At 64.7% G+C, this 15,359-nt stretch carries 14 protein-coding genes; 6 read left to right on the top strand and 8 right to left on the bottom strand.

What is annotated here, in order from left to right; translation table 11 throughout:
* The first annotated feature begins 20 nt into the window (after positions 1-20).
* The 5 genes from ACE10W_RS29950 (at position 21) to ACE10W_RS29930 (ending at position 4,875) form a co-directional block, all read left to right on the top strand.
* On the top strand, positions 21-1,121 hold the full coding sequence (locus ACE10W_RS29950) for an LLM class flavin-dependent oxidoreductase (protein ID WP_375762249.1): 1,101 nt from the start codon (positions 21-23) through the stop codon (positions 1,119-1,121).
* Positions 1,118-2,056: an ABC transporter substrate-binding protein gene (locus ACE10W_RS29945; protein ID WP_375762248.1), complete on the top strand. Its 939-nt coding sequence runs from the start codon at positions 1,118-1,120 to the stop codon at positions 2,054-2,056. The genes ACE10W_RS29950 and ACE10W_RS29945 overlap by 4 nt, the downstream gene beginning before the upstream one ends.
* 360 nt (positions 2,057-2,416) lie before the next feature.
* Positions 2,417-3,262 (top strand): CmcJ/NvfI family oxidoreductase, encoded by an 846-nt coding sequence (locus ACE10W_RS29940; RefSeq protein WP_375762247.1) that lies wholly within the window; start codon positions 2,417-2,419, stop codon positions 3,260-3,262.
* 104 nt (positions 3,263-3,366) lie between these two features.
* Positions 3,367-3,663, top strand: a complete 297-nt coding sequence (locus tag ACE10W_RS29935; RefSeq protein ID WP_060908527.1) for a septal ring lytic transglycosylase RlpA family protein — start codon at positions 3,367-3,369, stop codon at positions 3,661-3,663.
* A gap of 42 nt (positions 3,664-3,705) precedes the next feature.
* On the top strand, positions 3,706-4,875 hold the full coding sequence (locus ACE10W_RS29930; protein ID WP_375762246.1) for a Gfo/Idh/MocA family protein: 1,170 nt from the start codon (positions 3,706-3,708) through the stop codon (positions 4,873-4,875).
* Positions 4,876-5,073: 198 nt separating this feature from the next.
* Here ACE10W_RS29930 and ACE10W_RS29925 read toward each other — a convergent pair whose 3' ends face one another.
* The 7 genes from ACE10W_RS29925 to ACE10W_RS29895 form a co-directional block, all read right to left on the bottom strand.
* Positions 5,074-6,384, bottom strand: coding sequence for an ABC transporter substrate-binding protein (locus ACE10W_RS29925; RefSeq protein ID WP_028176130.1), 1,311 nt, complete (start codon positions 6,382-6,384; stop codon positions 5,074-5,076).
* Positions 6,385-6,573: 189 nt separating this feature from the next.
* Complete coding sequence (locus tag ACE10W_RS29920) at positions 6,574-7,812, bottom strand: ABC transporter substrate-binding protein (protein WP_375762245.1); 1,239 nt, start codon at positions 7,810-7,812, stop codon at positions 6,574-6,576.
* 40 nt (positions 7,813-7,852) lie between these two features.
* Positions 7,853-9,334 carry an ATP-binding cassette domain-containing protein gene (locus ACE10W_RS29915; RefSeq protein ID WP_375762244.1) on the bottom strand — a complete coding sequence of 494 codons (1,482 nt, stop codon included), beginning with the start codon at positions 9,332-9,334 and terminating at the stop codon, positions 7,853-7,855.
* Complete coding sequence (locus ACE10W_RS29910) at positions 9,334-10,260, bottom strand: branched-chain amino acid ABC transporter permease (RefSeq protein ID WP_011089184.1); 927 nt, start codon at positions 10,258-10,260, stop codon at positions 9,334-9,336. Before ACE10W_RS29910 ends, ACE10W_RS29915 begins: the two co-directional genes overlap by 1 nt.
* A 1-nt stretch (position 10,261) precedes the next feature.
* Entirely contained in the window at positions 10,262-11,137 is an 876-nt protein-coding gene (locus ACE10W_RS29905; protein ID WP_110117013.1) for a branched-chain amino acid ABC transporter permease, read from the bottom strand.
* Positions 11,138-11,235: 98 nt separating this feature from the next.
* A complete protein-coding gene (locus ACE10W_RS29900; protein ID WP_256380425.1) occupies positions 11,236-11,358 on the bottom strand; it encodes a hypothetical protein in 123 nt (40 codons plus the stop codon).
* Between the two features lie 254 nt (positions 11,359-11,612).
* Positions 11,613-12,716: an NAD(P)/FAD-dependent oxidoreductase gene (locus ACE10W_RS29895; RefSeq protein ID WP_375762243.1), complete on the bottom strand. Its 1,104-nt coding sequence runs from the start codon at positions 12,714-12,716 to the stop codon at positions 11,613-11,615.
* Between the two features lie 224 nt (positions 12,717-12,940).
* On the opposite strand from ACE10W_RS29895, the gene ACE10W_RS29890 reads away from it, so the two are divergent.
* On the top strand, positions 12,941-14,107 hold the full coding sequence (locus ACE10W_RS29890; RefSeq protein ID WP_244647667.1) for a hypothetical protein: 1,167 nt from the start codon (positions 12,941-12,943) through the stop codon (positions 14,105-14,107).
* 84 nt (positions 14,108-14,191) lie between these two features.
* Here the strand turns inward: ACE10W_RS29890 and ACE10W_RS29885 are convergent, their stop codons facing one another.
* Positions 14,192-15,313, bottom strand: a complete 1,122-nt coding sequence (locus ACE10W_RS29885) for a D-alanine--D-alanine ligase family protein (protein WP_375762242.1) — start codon at positions 15,311-15,313, stop codon at positions 14,192-14,194.
* Between the last annotated feature and the right edge of the window lie 46 nt (positions 15,314-15,359).

The raw sequence follows: 15,359 nt of genomic DNA, 5'->3' as shown, positions 1-15,359 counted from the left end.
AAACAATCAGGGAGAGGATCATGTCGATCGAGTTCATCGGCTTCATCAGCAACAACAATTCGTCCGAAACTGTCGTCCGAGAGGGACCGGTCCTCAACCCCACCCACATCGAGACGGTGGCCAAGGCGCATGAGAATGCCGGCTTCGATCGTGCGCTGCTGGCGTTTCATTCGACGACGCCGGACGCGCTCCAGGTCGCCCAGCACGTGCTCAACACGACCAGCCGCCTCAACGTGCTGATCGCGCAGCGGCCCGGCTTCACCGCGCCGACACTGCTGGCGCGGCAGTTCGCAGCGCTCGACCAGTTTTCCCGCGGCCGCGTCGCGCTTCACGTCATCACCGGCGGCAACGCCACCGAGCTCCGGCAGGACGGCAACACGCTCGACGACAAGGACGAGCGCTACGCCCGCACCTCCGAGTTCCTCGATGTCCTCAAGCTGGAATGGACCAGCGACAAGCCGTTCACCTACAAGGGCAGGTACTACCAGGTCGAGAATGCCTTCTCGCAGGTGAAGCCATATCGTCCCGAAGGCATCCGGATCTATTTCGGCGGCGCCTCGGACGCGGCGATCGATGTCGCCGGCAAGCATGCCGACACCTTCGCGCTGTGGGGCGAATCCTATGCGCAGGTGCGCGACGTCACGTCCCGCGTTCACAATGCCGCGGTCCGGCAGGGCCGGCCGACGCCGCGCTTCAGCCTGTCGGTACGGCCGATCATCGCGCCGACCGAAAAGCAGGCCTGGGAAAAGGCGGAGGAGATTCTGGCGCGCGCCACCGCGCTGCAGGACAAGACCGGCTACCGCAAGCCCGCCGACGGCCACGCCACCGCCGGTGCGCGGCGCCTGCTCGCGCTCGCCGACCAGGGCAGCCGCATCGACAAGCGGCTCTGGACCGAGATCGCAAAGCTCACCGGCGCCAACAGCAACACCACGGCGCTGGTCGGCACGCCCGAGCAGGTCGCCGAAGTCTTCGGCGACTATTACGACCTCGGCATCAGCCATTTCCTGATCCGCGGCTTCGATCCGCTGATCGACGCCATCGAATATGGCCGCGAGCTGATCCCGCTGACGCGCGAGCTGGTGGCCAAGCGCCGGGCCGTTCGCAGCGAGGCGGCAGAATGATCCGCCTCATGTTGGCCGGCGCGCTGCTGCTCGGTTCGTTGGAACTGGCGGCAGCGCAAACCACGCTCCGCGTCGGCGACCAGAAGGGCAATGCGCAGGCTGTGATGGAAGCGGCAGGCCAGCTCAAGGATGTCCCCTACAAGATCGAGTGGAAGGAGTTTCCGGCCGCCGCACCGCTGCTGGAGGCGCTCAGCGCCGGCGCGATCGAGACCGGCCTCGTTGGTGACGCGCCCTTCACCTTCGCTGCCGCCTCCGGCGCGCCGGTGAAGGCGATCGCCGCGATCCGGCAGACGCGCGAGGGGCTCGCCATCCTGGTGCCCGAGACTTCGCCGATCAGGAGTTTTGCCGACCTCCGCGGCAAGAAGATCGCAACCGGCCGCGGCTCGATCGGCCATCAGCTGATCCTGGCCGCGCTGGAGAAAAGCGGCTGGAGTGCGAGCGACGTGCAAATCGCGTTCCTCGCGCCCTCGGATGCCAAGATCGCCTACACGCAGGGCTCCGTGGATGCGTGGTCGACCTGGGAGCCTTATGTGAGCCAGGAAGAGGTACTGTTCAAATCGCGCCGCATCATCACCTCGGAGGGCCTGACGCCGGGCCTGAGTTTTCAGGTGGCGCGGCCCGACGCTATCAGGGACAAGCGCGCCGAACTGACCGACTTCATCCGCCGCCTCACCGCCGCGCGGGCGTGGTCGCTGAACAACGTTGATAGCTATGCCGCGACCTGGGGCAGGCTGATGAGCATCCCGACCGCCGTGCCGCTAAACTGGCTGTCGCGTGCAAAAATCCGCATCGCGCCAATCGACGACGGTGTGGTCGCGGACGAGCAGGGCACGATCGATTTGTACCTCCGCTGGGGCCTGATCAAGCAGAAGCTCGATGCGGCGGAGATCGTCGACCGCTCCTTTGCGGATGCGATCGCGAAGGCGGGGCTGTAGCTGCTAGGCACACTCGCGTGTCCCGGACGCGCTCTGGCGTGAAGTGCTGCACCGGCGTCATTCCGGGGCGCGACGAAGTCGCGAGCCCGGAATCCATTGATCTACAAAGATTGCGGCCCGATGGATTCCGGGCTCGCCCTGCGGGCGCCCCGGAATGACGGCGGCGGGGTACGAGGGTTGACGAAGCCCTCAAGCATCCGTGAAGCGAGAAGAACGTAGCCAGAGCGACCGCCGTTCTCGACAGATTCGTTCTGCGTTCCCTCCGCTTAACAACAGCAGCATTGCTATTTGCGTCACCTCCCTTGCGGCGCGCTCTACCTCGTCAAAAATCAATCCCACGACCACATCGGGAGACCGGCCATGGGCCTGCAAGAAACAAGAATCGAATCGCTTCCCTTCGTCACCGCCGAACTCAACTATCTCGCGCCGATTCGGGGCAAGCCGCGCACCTACGCGTTCGATCCGCCGCCGGGCGAGCCGAAGAGCACGTCGCTGCCGGAGCCGCATCAGGTGCCGATCTTCGACGCACGACTGATCGCGAACAATATCTCGCTCGATCGCGAAGGCTTTGCGCTGGTGCGCCATCCGACCCAGGTGAAGGATTTTTACAACGACGAGGAAATACGCGCGGTCTACTATCCCGCGGTCGAGGCGTTCCTGCGTGCCACGCTGAAGGCCGATCGCGTCTTGATCTTCGACCATACCGTGCGCAAGCGCGTCGAGGGCGCCCCGGATATTCGCGATGGTGGCCCGCGTCAGCCGGCGACGCGTGTCCATGTCGACCAGACCGCCGTCTCCGGCGCCAACCGCGTGCGCGAGCATCTGCCTGACGAGGCCGACGAGCTTCTGAAGGGGCGTGTGCAGGTGATCAATCTCTGGCGGCCGATCCGCGGCCCCTTGCGCGATTCACCGCTGGCGATGGCCGACGGCACCACGGTGGCGCCTGAGGATCTCATCGCCTCCGACCTGATCTATCCCAATAGCCGCGGCGAGACCTATTCGGTGAAATATAATCCGAACCACCGTTGGTTCTATTTCCCGGAGATGACGCCGGACGAGGCGCTTCTGCTCAAGTGCTACGATTCCGCAACGGACGGCCGCACCCGCTTCGGGCCGCATACCGCCTTTGTCGATCCGACCACGCCCGCCGATGCGCCGCCACGTGAGAGCATCGAGCTGCGCACGCTGGTGTTCCACAAACAGTAACAATGTGTGATGGCACTGCCGGGGTGACCCGGCAGTGTTCCCGGAACTTAGGGGAACAAGGCGACGTTTGCAGCGCGGGGCAGGGCCAACCGGGGAGGGGTGCCGTGCGAGCGCTGACCACTTTATTGTTTTGTCTTGCCACATTTTCTCTGGCGCATGCCGAAAGCGGACTTGCCTCATACTACGGGTACGGAAAAGGCAAAGGCGCCGACCTGACCTGCGCCCACCGCACGCGCCCGTTTGGCAGCGTGCTCAGGGTGTCCTACGGCGGCCGCTCGATCCAGTGTCGCGTCAATGATCGCGGCCCGTTCATCCGCGGCCGTATCGTCGATCTCTCGGTGCCCGCCGCCCGCGCGCTCGGCATGATGAGCGCGGGCGTGGTGCGCGTCTCGGTGGAATAGGCCTCCGGGCGCGCTATAGTGCCGCCCAAAGCAGGGGGCGCTATGGCCAGGATCAGGGTGGGACTCGTCGGCTGCGGCTTCGTGTCGGAGCTGCACATGTATGCGTTCCGGCGCGTCTATGGCGTGGACGTCGAGGTCGCGGCGGTGGCTGCGCGCGGCGACAAGGTCGTCGCGTTCGCCCAGCATCACAATATCCCGCGTGTTTATCGGAGCTTCGCCGAGCTGATCGCGGACGGCGAGCTCGATGTCATCGACATCTGCACGCCGCCGAACCTTCATGCGGAGATGATCGTCGCCAGCATGCAGGCCGGCAAGCACGTGATCTGCGAAAAGCCGTTCGCCGGCTATTTCGGCCGCGAGGGCGACACGCAGCCGATCGGCAAGCACGTGCCGAAGGCGCTGATGTATGAGCGCGTGATCGAAGAGATGGACAGGACGCGCGCCGCGATCGAGCGCACCGGGAAACTCTTCATGTACGCCGAGGACTGGATCTACGCGCCGGCCGTGACCAAGACCGCCGGGATCATCAAGGCGACCAAGGACAAGATCCTGTTCATGAAGGGCGAGGAGAGCCATTCCGGGTCGCACGCGGCCCACGCCGCGCAATGGGCGATGACCGGCGGCGGCTCGCTGATCCGCATGGGCTGCCATCCGCTCTCCGCCGTGCTCTATCTCAAGCAGGTCGAGGCCAGGGCGCGCGGTGAAATCATCCGCGTCGCCAGCGTCACCGGCGATGTCGGCAACGTCACCGCTGGCCTGAAGCCGGAGGAGCGCACCTACATCAGGGCCAACCCCGTCGATGTCGAGGATTGGGGCACGCTGACGGCGACGTTCTCCGACGGCACCAAGGCCACCGTGTTCTCCGGCGACATGATCATGGGCGGCGTGCGCAACCTGATCGAGACCTATACGAGCGGCGGCTCGCTGTTCGCCAACATCACCCCGAACACGCATCTGGTGAGCTACCAGACCTCCGAGGAGAAGCTCGCAAACGTCTACATCACCGAAAAGGTCGACCGCAAAACCGGCTGGCAATATGTCTGCCTCGAGGAGGAGTGGACGCGCGGCTATTTGCAGGAAATCCAGGACTTCATGGAATGCGCCGCGACCGGCCGGCAGCCGCTGTCGGACCTCGCGCTGGCGTATGAGACGATCAAGGTGAACTACGCGGGGTATTGGGCCGCGGAAGAGGGACGGCGGGTGGTGTTGTAGGGGAGATCGTTACCGCGGCGGGACCGAGCTCCCTCGCCCCGCGACGAGCTTCGCTCGCGCTGAGAGGGTTGGGGTGAGGGGGAGTCTCCGCGGGGACTGTGACAGCGGAGTTCGCGGAGACTCCCCCTCACCCGGAATCCGCGCGCATCGCGCGTATTCCGGCCTCTCCCCGCAAGCGGGGAGAGGCGAAGAACCCCCTCACGCCCCGTAAGTCGAGCCCTTCGGCAGGGGAAACACCGGGTCCTGCGTGCGGATGTTGGTCGGCCACACCACCGAGATGTGCTCGCCGGCGTTCTGCATCACGACCGGCGTCGAGCGTTCGTTCTGGCCGGAGAGCGGCGTGCCCGGCGGGAAGAACTTTACCCCATAGCCCTGGATGGTGCCGCCGGCGGGGATGTCGACGTCGAGCGCGGCCTTGCGGATCGCCTCGGGCTCGAAGCTGCCGTACTTTTCCTTGGCGACCGGCAGCACGTTGTTGAGCAGCACCCAGGTCTGGTTGAAGCCCATCGAGCAGTGCGGCGGCACGTCGGTGGCGCCGGTCTTGGCCTTGTAGCGCGTGACCATGGCGTTGGTCAGATCGCCGATACCCGGTGCGAGCTTTGCCGGATCGAGCAATTGCGCCGGCACGGGATCGATGTTGCAGAAATTGTCGATGTCGGGACCGAAGGTGGCGCGCAGCTTGTCGAGCTGGCTGTAGCCGGCGCCGGCGCCGAACAGCATCTTGAAGCGCAATCCGCTCTCGCGCGCCTGGCGCAGGAACAGGGTGATGTCGGGGTTGTAGCCGGCATGAGAGATCACGTCGGCCTTGGCGCGCTTGATCTTGGTCACCAGCACCGAGAGGTCGGGCGCGGAGGCCGAATAGCCCTCACGCAGCACCACCTGGATGCCGGCCTCCTTGGCGTAGGCCTCGTCGGCGGCGGCGACGCCAACACCGTAGGGGCCGTCCTCATGGATCAGTGCGACCTTGACCTCCTTGGGATCCATTCCGAGTTTTGCTTTCGCATGCTCGGCGAGGAAACCGGCAAAAGCCTGGCCATACTGGTCGGAATGGATCTGCGCGCGAAACACGTATTGCAGGTTCTTGTCCTTGAACACGGCGGTCGAGACCGCGGTCGTGATCCAGAGGATCTTCTTCTGCTGCTCGACCTTCGCCGCGAGTGGCACCGCATGCGAGCTCGCATAGACGCCGTTGATGATGTCGATCTTCTCCTGGCTGATCAGGCGTTCGGCCTCGTTGATCGCAACGTCGGGTTTGCTCTGGGAATCCGCAGCGACTGGAGCAATCTTGGTCTTGCCGCCGATGCCGCCTTTCTCGTTGACGAGATCGATCGCGATCTGCGCGCCGATTGACGAGGCGACCGAGCCGCCGGCGGCGAACGGGCCGGTGAGGTCGTAGATCAGGCCGATGCGCAATGTCTCGGCTTGCGCCTGGGCCCTTGTCCAATCGAGGCTGAGTGCGGCGGCGGCAGCCGCCGAGCTCTTCAGCAGCTGCCTGCGTGAAGTCGGCATCCTATCCTCCCTCAAGACCGTCTTATGATTGGTTGTTATCCTTTTGCGAAGTATGGGGAGGGGGACGGCGGAAAGTCAACATCGCCCAAGGTCGATACGCGGTGCTCCGCCGCACAACGCATCTGCGAAAGACAGCAAAAAGCCCACCGCTCCCCGCGGAGCGATGGGCCTGATGCCGCTGCGAGCCGGTTACTGCGACAGCTTCACGAAGTTCGGAAACTTCAGCTTGCCTTCCGCGATCTTCTCGGGCCAGACCACGACCTGCTTGGAGTCCTGCCACTGGAAGACGAGACCGGTCACGGCGCCGGGGCCGGACTTGATGCCGTGGGTGAACTCGTCGTCCTTGCCGTAGAACTGGATGCGGCCGATCGTGCCCTCGTAATCGGTCTTCTCGATCTCGGCGACCATCTTGTCGGGATCGGTCGAGCCCGCGCGCTTGATCGCCTCGGTGATGAAGTAGACCTCGTCATAGGCGGTGTAGCCGGTATAGGCCGGCGGCGAGCCGAACTTGGCCTTGAAGGCGGCCGCAAACGGCTTTGTCTTCGAGGTCACAGCGACATCCGGAGTGGCCACCGCCAGCGACGGGATGCCGTCGGCGGCGCCATTGGTGTCCTTCCAGAAGGTCGGGCTCAGCGCCTGCGCGCTGATGCCGAACATCGGGATCGGCACCTGCTGGTTCTTCCACTGCACCGTCGGCTGCACGCCGACATGCGAGATGCCGGTCACGATCACATCGGGCTTCTTGCCTTCGATGTTGTTGAAGATCGGCGTGAAGTCGGTGGTATCCGGCGAGAAGCGCACGTGCTCGACGACCTTCAGGCCGGCCTTGGGCAGGCACGCCTCGTAGCCGACGTCGAGCGGCTTGGTCCAGGCGGCGTCCTCGCTCATGATCGCGACCGTCTTGAACTTGAGCTTGTCGACGAGCAGGTCCTTGGCGGCGTCGCAGACGAGCTGGGCCTGCGCGGCCGAGGTCAGATAGCCGTGGAAGGTGTACTTGTTCTTCTCATAGTCGTTGTGGATTGCCTTGGTGATCTCGTTCGAGGCGGCGCCGGGGGTGATCAGCGGCATCTTCAGGCGCGCCGCCCAGGGCTCGAGCGCCAGCACGACCTCGCTGATATAGCTCGCGATCACGGCGGAGACCTTGTCCTCGCTCACCGCGCGCTGGAACGCGCGCACCGAGTCCGCCGATGAGCTCTTGTTGTCGTAGGTGACGATCTCGATCTTGCGGCCGAGGATGCCGCCCTTGGCGTTGATCTCGTCGGCGGCGATCTGCGCGCCGCCCGGCGTCGCCGCGCCTGCGATCGACTGCACTTCGGCGATGACGCCGATCTTGATCGGATCGTTCGACTGAGCGTAGGCGGGGGCGGCGAGGCACAGCGCCAGCGCGGAGGCGAGGAAGCTGCCGCCCAGGATGGTCGATGGTCGCATGGTCGTTTCCCTTCTATGTTTTTTGTTGATGTTGACGGACTTAAAGAAAATCAGCGCCGGCCTCGCTCGCGAAGCGGCCGGGATCGCCCTCCCAGACGATCCTGGCGTGTTCGAGCACATAGACGCGGTCGGCGTGCGGTAGCGCGAAAGTGACGTTCTGCTCGCCGAGCAGCACCGTGATCGACGTGGTCTGCCGCAGCTTGGTCAGTGCCTTGGACAATTGCTCGAGGATGACAGGGGCAAGGCCCAGCGTCGGCTCGTCCAGGATCAGGATCTGCGGCTGCATCATCAGGGCGCGGCCGATCGCCAGCATCTGCTGCTCGCCGCCGGACAGCGTCTGCGCCATCTGGCCCTGACGCTCCTTCAGGATCGGGAACAGCTCGAACAGCCAGGCGAGCTGCGCGGCGCGCTTGTCGTCGGACAGATGCTGGCCGCCGAGATCGAGATTTTCGCGCACGCTCATCTCGCCGAACAGCTCGCGCGATTCCGGGCACTGCACGAGACCGCTGCGCGCGATCCTGGCCGGGCTGGTGCCGCGCAGCTTGTCGCCGCCGCGCACGATCTCGCCGCTATAGGGCAGGAAGCCGGAGATGGTGTTGAACAGCGTGGTCTTGCCGGCGCCGTTGAGGCCGACGACCGAGACGAACTCGCCTTCGTGGACGTGGATCGAGACGTTGTCCAGCGCCTGCGCCTTGCCGTAGAACACGCTGACATTCTCGACCTGGAGCAGCGGCACCTTGTCCTTGAGGCTGGTCTCGGGCCGCGCATGGGTCTCGATGGCGCCGCCGAGATAGACCCGCCGCACCGTCTCGTTCTTCATGACGTCGTCGGCCTTGCCGGTGACGATCTCCTCGCCGAGATACATCGCGAGCACGCGGTCGACCAGCGCTGCGACGCTCTTGACGTTGTGGTCAACCAGCATCACCGCGCGGCCGTCATCGCGGAAGCTGCGGATCAGGTCGGAGAAGATATCGACCTCGGCCCGCGTCAGCCCGGCAAAGGGCTCGTCCACCAGCACGACTTTTGGATCGCGGGCGATAGCCTTGGCGAGCTCGAGCCGGCGCAGATCAGCGAACGGCAGCGTCGGCGGGCGGCGGTTCATGACGTTGCCTAAGCCCACGCGGTCGGCGATCCACTTGGCGCGCTCGACCAGCGCCTTGTCCGGAAACAGCATGAACAGGCTGTCCGGCAGCAGCGCCACCATGATGTTCTCCAGCACGGTCTGCCGGTTCAGCGGCCGCGAGTGCTGGAACACCATGCCAAAGCCCTTGCGCGCGATCTTGTGCGCGGGGAGGCCCGCGACGTCCTCGCCCTCGAAGACCACTTCGCCTGATGTCGGGCGCTCGATGCCCATCACGCTCTTCATCGCGGTCGACTTGCCGGAGCCGTTCGGCCCGATCAGGCCAAAGATCTCGCCGCTGTTGACCTCGAAGCCGAGATTCTTCACCGCGGTCAGGCCGCCGAAGCGCTTGGTCAGACCGCGGACTTCGAGCACGGCCCGGTTTGAAAGCCTCATATCCATCACGAGCGAGCCTCGCGCGAGAGGGCCGCTCCGAGGAAGCCGCCGGGGAAGAACAGCACGACGAGAAGCGCGACCGCCGAGACGATGAAGGTCGCAAGCTCGCCGGTGGGCCTCAGGAATTCCCCGGCGACGATCAGGAAGATCGCGCCCAGCGCCGCGCCGAGCACGGTGCGCCGGCCGCCGAGCACGGCCGAGACGATCACGTTCACGCCGACCGCGACGTCGACGACGGTGCCGACCGAGGCGGTGCCGAAATAGAACACCAGGAGCGCACCCGACAGCCCGGAGAAGAAGGCGCTGACGATGAAGGCGGCGAGCTTGTGCTTGACGATGTTGAAGCCGAGCGCGCCGGCCTGCACCGGATCCTGACCGCTCGCCTGCAGCACGAGGCCGATCGGCGATTGCGACAGGCCATAGAGGATCGCGGCCGAGATGGTCATGAAGCCGAGCGCGATCCAGTAATTCGTGCCGGCATTGATGCTGATGACGTCGGGGATGGTGAGCCCGATCTCGCCGCCGGTGAGGTCGGCGAACACCACGATGAAATTTTGCAGCATCAAGACTGCGACCAGCGTGGTCAGGCCGAAATAGGGCCCGCGCACCCGCAGTGCCGGCAGCGCCAGCACCAGGCCGGCGATGACCGAGGCAAGCGCGCCGAGCACGATGCAGAGATAGACCGACCAGCCGAACTGGGCGTTGAGGATGCCGGCGGTGTAGGCGCCGACGCCGATCAGGAAGGTCGGACCGAAATTGACCTCGCCGGCGAAGCCGAACAGCAGGTCCCAGGCCATCGCGAACACGCCGAAATAGAAGGCGACGGTCAGCAGGCCCAGCACGTAGCCGGAGACATAAAGCGGCAGCGTCGCCGCGATCACGACCAGCGCCAGCGAGACGAAGAACAGGCGCGAAGTGAAGAAGGTGGACATCTCAGCGCCTCCCCAGAAGGCCCTGGGGCCGGATGTACATCACGAACACGAGCAGCAAGAGCGCCGGAATGGTGCGATAGGCCGGCGAGACCAGATAGGCCGTCAGCGTTTCGAGATAGCCGACCACGAAGGCCGCGATCAGGGAGCCCGAGACACTGCCGAGCCCGCCGAGCACGACGATCGAGAACGCGCTCGCCGTCAGAGGGCCGACGCTGTAGGAGCTGACGCCGAGGAACATGCCGAGCAGCACGCCGGCGATGCCGGCGAGGATGCCGTAGATCGCCCACACCACGATGTAGATGTTGGTGAGCTCCAGCCCGAGCAGCGTGACGCCGCGCGGGTTCATCGAGGCCGCCAGCACCGCCTTGCCGGTGCGGGTGCGGTTCACGAGCAGCCACAGCAGCGCGATGACGAGGCAGCACACGATCGCGGTGAAGATCTCGTTCTTCGGCGTGCGCACGCCGAGGATCTCGACGACGCCTTCGACGATCGGCAGCACGGTCTTGGCGTTGTTGGTGAAGAAATAGGCGATCAGCTCCTGGATCATGATGCCCCAGAGCAGCGTGCCGGTGAGGACGAAGATTTCCTTCTCCTCATTTGGAATGCGCCGGGAATCCTGGATCGGCTTCACCACGGCGAAATAGGTGGCGAAGGCCGTAAGGAGGGCGACCGCGACCCCGATCAGCGCGCCGGCATAGGTGCCGACGTTCAGGATGCTGGCGGCGGCCCAGGCGGCGACGGCTGCCGCCACCATGATGGCACCGTGGGAGAGGTTGAGCACGCCCGAGACGCCGAAGATCAGCGTGAAGCCGGTGGCACCGAGAGCGTAGAGAGCGCTGATGGCAAAGCCATCGATCAGGATCTGGAAAGCTCGCATTGATGATTGGCCGGGCAGACGAGCTGCCTCCTTTAGGGAAGGTGCTGTATGGAGCGCATGTGAACGCTTCCGAGCTCACGCCCGGAGAGCAGTCCCGATCAGCCTGTGATGGGTTTGATGAGGCTGGGAAGCCAGACGTCGGCCTTTGCAACGTCCTTCGGCGCGCCGGCCGTGGCCGTGTCGCGCGCCAATTGCAATGCAACAGAGAGTCGTTTCTTCATGTTGTTCTCTCCCTTTGAACAGGCCTCTTGTGAGCCATTGTGTCGCGACTATACCGGCCGAGACTTCCCCGGCAAGTGAAACTGCGTTCAGGATTATGAGAGAGGACTAAAGTCTAGCGCTGCGTAAATTGCAGGCAAAAGAGGCGTGAGACACTGATCCTGCCGCAGGCATGCAGATTCCGTCGGCGGGCATGCGTGAGTATCAAAGGCTGAGAGCAATCGGCGGTTGAGGAGCCGCGATGTCGGCGAGCGCTTCAGCGTGCTTGCAGCAGGGATGGATCGAGCGGTGTCAGCCGGGCGGGGTCGAATGGCGACAAGTCAATCTCGCGCGTTGCGCCTTCAGCGATCAGTTCTGCCAGCGCTTCCCCCGTCGCCGGCGCATTGAGGATGCCCCAGACATTGTGCCCGGTCGCAACATAGAGGCCTTTGCTCCGCGGCACCTTGCCGATCAAGGGCAAGCCGTCCTGCGTCACCGGACGGAAACAGGCCTGCTGCGCGATGATCCTTTCGGGACGGAACAGCGGCGATAGCCGCTCGGACATGGTTTGCAGCCGCGCGATCGCATCGCGATCGGGCGTCACGGCGGCGGGATCGAGCGGCAGCGGTGCGATGTCGGAGAGAGCCGTGATGTGCGTGCTGCCGTCCGCGCGTGGGAAGACCTCGATCGACACCGCGCTGCCGTCTTCCTCGCTCTCCAGGAATAACGCCTCGGCCGGCGCGTCGGCGGCGGTGTCGTAGACGATGCTCGGGCTGCGCTGGCCGTAGACGGGGGGCAGGCTCATCCATTGCGCCGCGAGCAGTGACCACGGTCCCATCGCGATCACGACGGCATCCGCCTCGACGAGGTCACCATCGATCTCGACGCCCCCGGCTGTCATTCCGTCAGTGCCGCGCGTGATGCCGGTGACGCGGCCAGGATGAAGCTTCGCGCCTTGCGCCAGCGCTGCGTTCATCACGGCCGACGTGAACTTGCGGGGATGAACGATCGCAGTCGTCTCCGCCGTGCCGATGCGCTGTGCAATGACGACGCCGTCGCTGAGCCAGCCAAGCGCGGATGGTGCATCCCGGCGCGCGTCGCCGTCGGATGCGACGAAGCCGCTATAGGCGGTCATCGGCCGGTAGCCCCAATCGCCCGAGATGTCCTCCGGCAGTTGCGCGTGAAGCGCAAAGCTGCGCCGGGCCAGCGCATCGAGCGGCGTGCCGGTGCACCAGTCCCGTGCCAGGAAGCCGCCGGCCTTGCCCGACGCGGCGGCCGCGACCTCGGTCCGTTCCACGACGGTCACGTCGATGCCGCGGCGGCGCAGGAAATATGCCGCGCAGGCCCCGATCACGCCGCCGCCGCAGACCACAACGCGCATGTTCTCTCCCTTGTCGATCCCGCGGCTCGCGACTTCATCAGCTGTGCCGTGTTTCAAAATGTTTCACGCGGGCGTCATACCCGGTGGATACGTTCACTGCGGCAATTTGAAGCCGCAGGTGGGGGCTTCTTCTCATTTTCGTAGATCGGGTCTGGCGCAGGACAATTCAACGTTGCTGCCTGCGGCGAGCCTTGTTCTGTCCAAAGCTGTTCTGGGGAGCGACGATGACGAGACTTCGCGAAGGGAAGTTGGAAGACGTCTACGGCAGGCTGCGCAAGATGAGTTTTCTCGTGCTTGCAGCCTGCTTTGCGATTTGTTCGATCGTCAGCGCGCATGCTGACGATGACGACCGGGGCAGGGGAGGCGAGAGCCGGGCCTATGCCATCGGGCTGTGGGGCGATTTGCCATATTCCGACCTCCAGGCGCAGGTCGGCGTGCCGAATCTGATCGCCGACATGAACGACCAGAAGCTGGCCTTCACGGTGCATGATGGCGACCTGAAAGCCGGCAGCGGCACGCCGGGATCCGTGACTCCCACGACGTGCAGTGACGCTCTGTATCAGCAGGGGCTCGGATATTTCAATGCCTTGAAATCCGCTGCGATGGTGACCCCCGGCGACAATGACTGGACCGACTGCGACCGGCCGGCGAACGGCTCGTTCAACTCGCGCGACAGGCTCGACCACGAGCGGAAGGTTTTCTTCAGCACTGACTATTCCCTTGGCCAGCGGCCGATCAAGCAGCAGGTGCAGCATGACAAGCTGTGCCTCGATCACAACAACCAGCTGACCGGGTGCGTCGAAAACCGCCGCTGGATCATGAAGGGCGTCGTCTACGCCACGCTCAACATTCAGGGATCGTGCAACAATCGTTGCGATACGTTGCCGGACGACGCCGAATGGGCCGCGCGCAACAACGCCAACATCCTCTGGATGCAGCAGACCTTCGAGATGGCGAGAACATATCGCGCCGCGGCCATCATGTTCATCTCGCAGGCGGACCCGGGCTGGGATCAGTCGGACGGAACCCGCGCGCCGTTGCGTGACCCGAAGACGCTTGCGCAAACGGACGCCAATCCGGATGGTTTCCAGGCTTTCCTGGTCGCGCTGCGCGATGAGGTGGTCGCCTTCGGCAAGCCCGTCGCCTACGTTCATGGCGACTCCCATTACTTCCGTATCGACCGGCCATTCCTCGACAGCAAGGGCCGGCGGCTCGAAAACTTCGTCCGCGTCGAGACCTTCGGCGACAATCAGGCGAACGGCAACAACGACGTGCATTGGCTGAAGGTATTCGTGGACGACCGCAGCCGCGAGGTGTTCGCGTTCCAGCCGCAGATCGTACCCGCCAATCGGACCGCTGTGCCAGCGCCGCCGAAGCGTGGCGATGATTAGCGGGCCGTGCCGCCTCCGGTGCTGACCTCAGCTGAGGTCAGCCTGGGGTCGGTCAGATCGGGCGCCGGCGGATCGCGCCGGCGCCTATCTCGTGTAACCCCGTTCCAGCGATTGACGCTGCCGGTGCCGGTCCAGCGCCAGATCGACGAGGCGGCTCAGCAGCTCGCCATACGGCACGCCCGACGCTTCCATCATCTTCGGATACATGCTGATCGACGTGAAGCCGGGCAGGGTGTTGATCTCGTTGAAGCAGAACTCGCCGGTTTTCCGGTCGAGGAAGAAGTCGACGCGGGCGAAGCCGCTGCATTCGAGCGCCGCGAACACCCGGGTGGCGAGTGACCGGACGCGCTCCATCTGCGCCGCGTCGAGCCTGGCCGGAAGGTCGACCCGGGCGCCATCGGGATCGAGATATTTTGCCTCGTACGAATAGAACTCGTGATGGGCGTTGGGGTTCAGCTCGCTGGCGAGGCTGGCGAACAGCGTCTCGTCCTCGAGCACCGCGACCTCGATCTCGCGCGCGTCGATGCCCTGTTCGACCAGCACCTTGACGTCATAGCGAAACGCATCATCGAGCGCCGCTTCGAGCGCATCCTGCGTCTTGACCTTGTGGATGCCGACGCTGGAGCCCATGTTGCACGGCTTGACGAAGACCGGGAGGTTCAGGCCCTCGACCGCCTTCGCAAGCGATGAGATGCGGTCCTGGACGAAGGCCTTGCGGGTGAGCACGCGATAGGGCGCGACCGGAATGCCGGCGAATTCAGCGAGCCGCTTGGCGACATCCTTGTCCATGCTGACGGCGGAGGCGAGAACGCCCGACCCCACATAGGCGACGTCGGCCAATTCCAGCAGGCCCTGCACGGTGCCGTCCTCGCAAAGCGGCCCGTGGATGACAGGAAAGACAACGTCGATCTCGATCGGGGCGGCCGCGCCTTGCGTGATCGGCACAAGGACGCCGCGTCCGTCGGGTCCCCTCGCGAGCCGCATCTCCGGCGCATCGGGCAGGATCGGCAACGCCGCCGCGTGCGCCTGATCGAGCGAACGAAGATCGTTCCATTGCCACCGGCCCGTCTTGTCGATGGAGACCGGGATCACCTCGAAGCGGGTGCGGTCGAGATGCCTGAATACCGAAGCGGCCGATTTCAGCGAGACCTCATGCTCACCGGACCTGCCGCCATAGAGAACAACGACGTGAATTTTGTCTGCCATGGCTCAATTATCACGCGCTCGATCCGGAAGTCACCCTTTGTTGCCC

Origin of the sequence: Bradyrhizobium sp. B025 (genome assembly GCF_042257955.1) — a bacterium.
GTDB classification, from domain to species: domain Bacteria; phylum Pseudomonadota; class Alphaproteobacteria; order Rhizobiales; family Xanthobacteraceae; genus Bradyrhizobium; species Bradyrhizobium diazoefficiens.
The sequence above is the reverse complement of the archived record's forward strand: the minus strand, read 5'-3'. Positions and strand labels throughout refer to the sequence as shown.

What these genes read in the sequence shown, in the direction of transcription:
- ACE10W_RS29950 (WP_375762249.1), top strand. Translation starts at nt 21, where the DNA reads ATGTCGATCGAGTTCATCGGCTTCATCAGCAACAACAATTCGTCCGAA.
- ACE10W_RS29945 (WP_375762248.1), top strand. Translation starts at nt 1,118, where the DNA reads ATGATCCGCCTCATGTTGGCCGGCGCGCTGCTGCTCGGTTCGTTGGAA.
- ACE10W_RS29940 (WP_375762247.1), top strand. Translation starts at nt 2,417, where the DNA reads ATGGGCCTGCAAGAAACAAGAATCGAATCGCTTCCCTTCGTCACCGCC.
- ACE10W_RS29930 (WP_375762246.1), top strand. Translation starts at nt 3,706, where the DNA reads ATGGCCAGGATCAGGGTGGGACTCGTCGGCTGCGGCTTCGTGTCGGAG.
- ACE10W_RS29925 (WP_028176130.1), bottom strand. Translation starts at nt 6,384, where the DNA reads ATGCCGACTTCACGCAGGCAGCTGCTGAAGAGCTCGGCGGCTGCCGCC.
- ACE10W_RS29920 (WP_375762245.1), bottom strand. Translation starts at nt 7,812, where the DNA reads ATGCGACCATCGACCATCCTGGGCGGCAGCTTCCTCGCCTCCGCGCTG.
- ACE10W_RS29915 (WP_375762244.1), bottom strand. Translation starts at nt 9,334, where the DNA reads ATGGATATGAGGCTTTCAAACCGGGCCGTGCTCGAAGTCCGCGGTCTG.
- ACE10W_RS29910 (WP_011089184.1), bottom strand. Translation starts at nt 10,260, where the DNA reads ATGTCCACCTTCTTCACTTCGCGCCTGTTCTTCGTCTCGCTGGCGCTG.
- ACE10W_RS29905 (WP_110117013.1), bottom strand. Translation starts at nt 11,137, where the DNA reads ATGCGAGCTTTCCAGATCCTGATCGATGGCTTTGCCATCAGCGCTCTC.
- ACE10W_RS29900 (WP_256380425.1), bottom strand. Translation starts at nt 11,358, where the DNA reads ATGAAGAAACGACTCTCTGTTGCATTGCAATTGGCGCGCGACACGGCC.
- ACE10W_RS29895 (WP_375762243.1), bottom strand. Translation starts at nt 12,716, where the DNA reads ATGCGCGTTGTGGTCTGCGGCGGCGGCGTGATCGGGGCCTGCGCGGCA.
- ACE10W_RS29890 (WP_244647667.1), top strand. Translation starts at nt 12,941, where the DNA reads ATGACGAGACTTCGCGAAGGGAAGTTGGAAGACGTCTACGGCAGGCTG.
- ACE10W_RS29885 (WP_375762242.1), bottom strand. Translation starts at nt 15,313, where the DNA reads ATGGCAGACAAAATTCACGTCGTTGTTCTCTATGGCGGCAGGTCCGGT.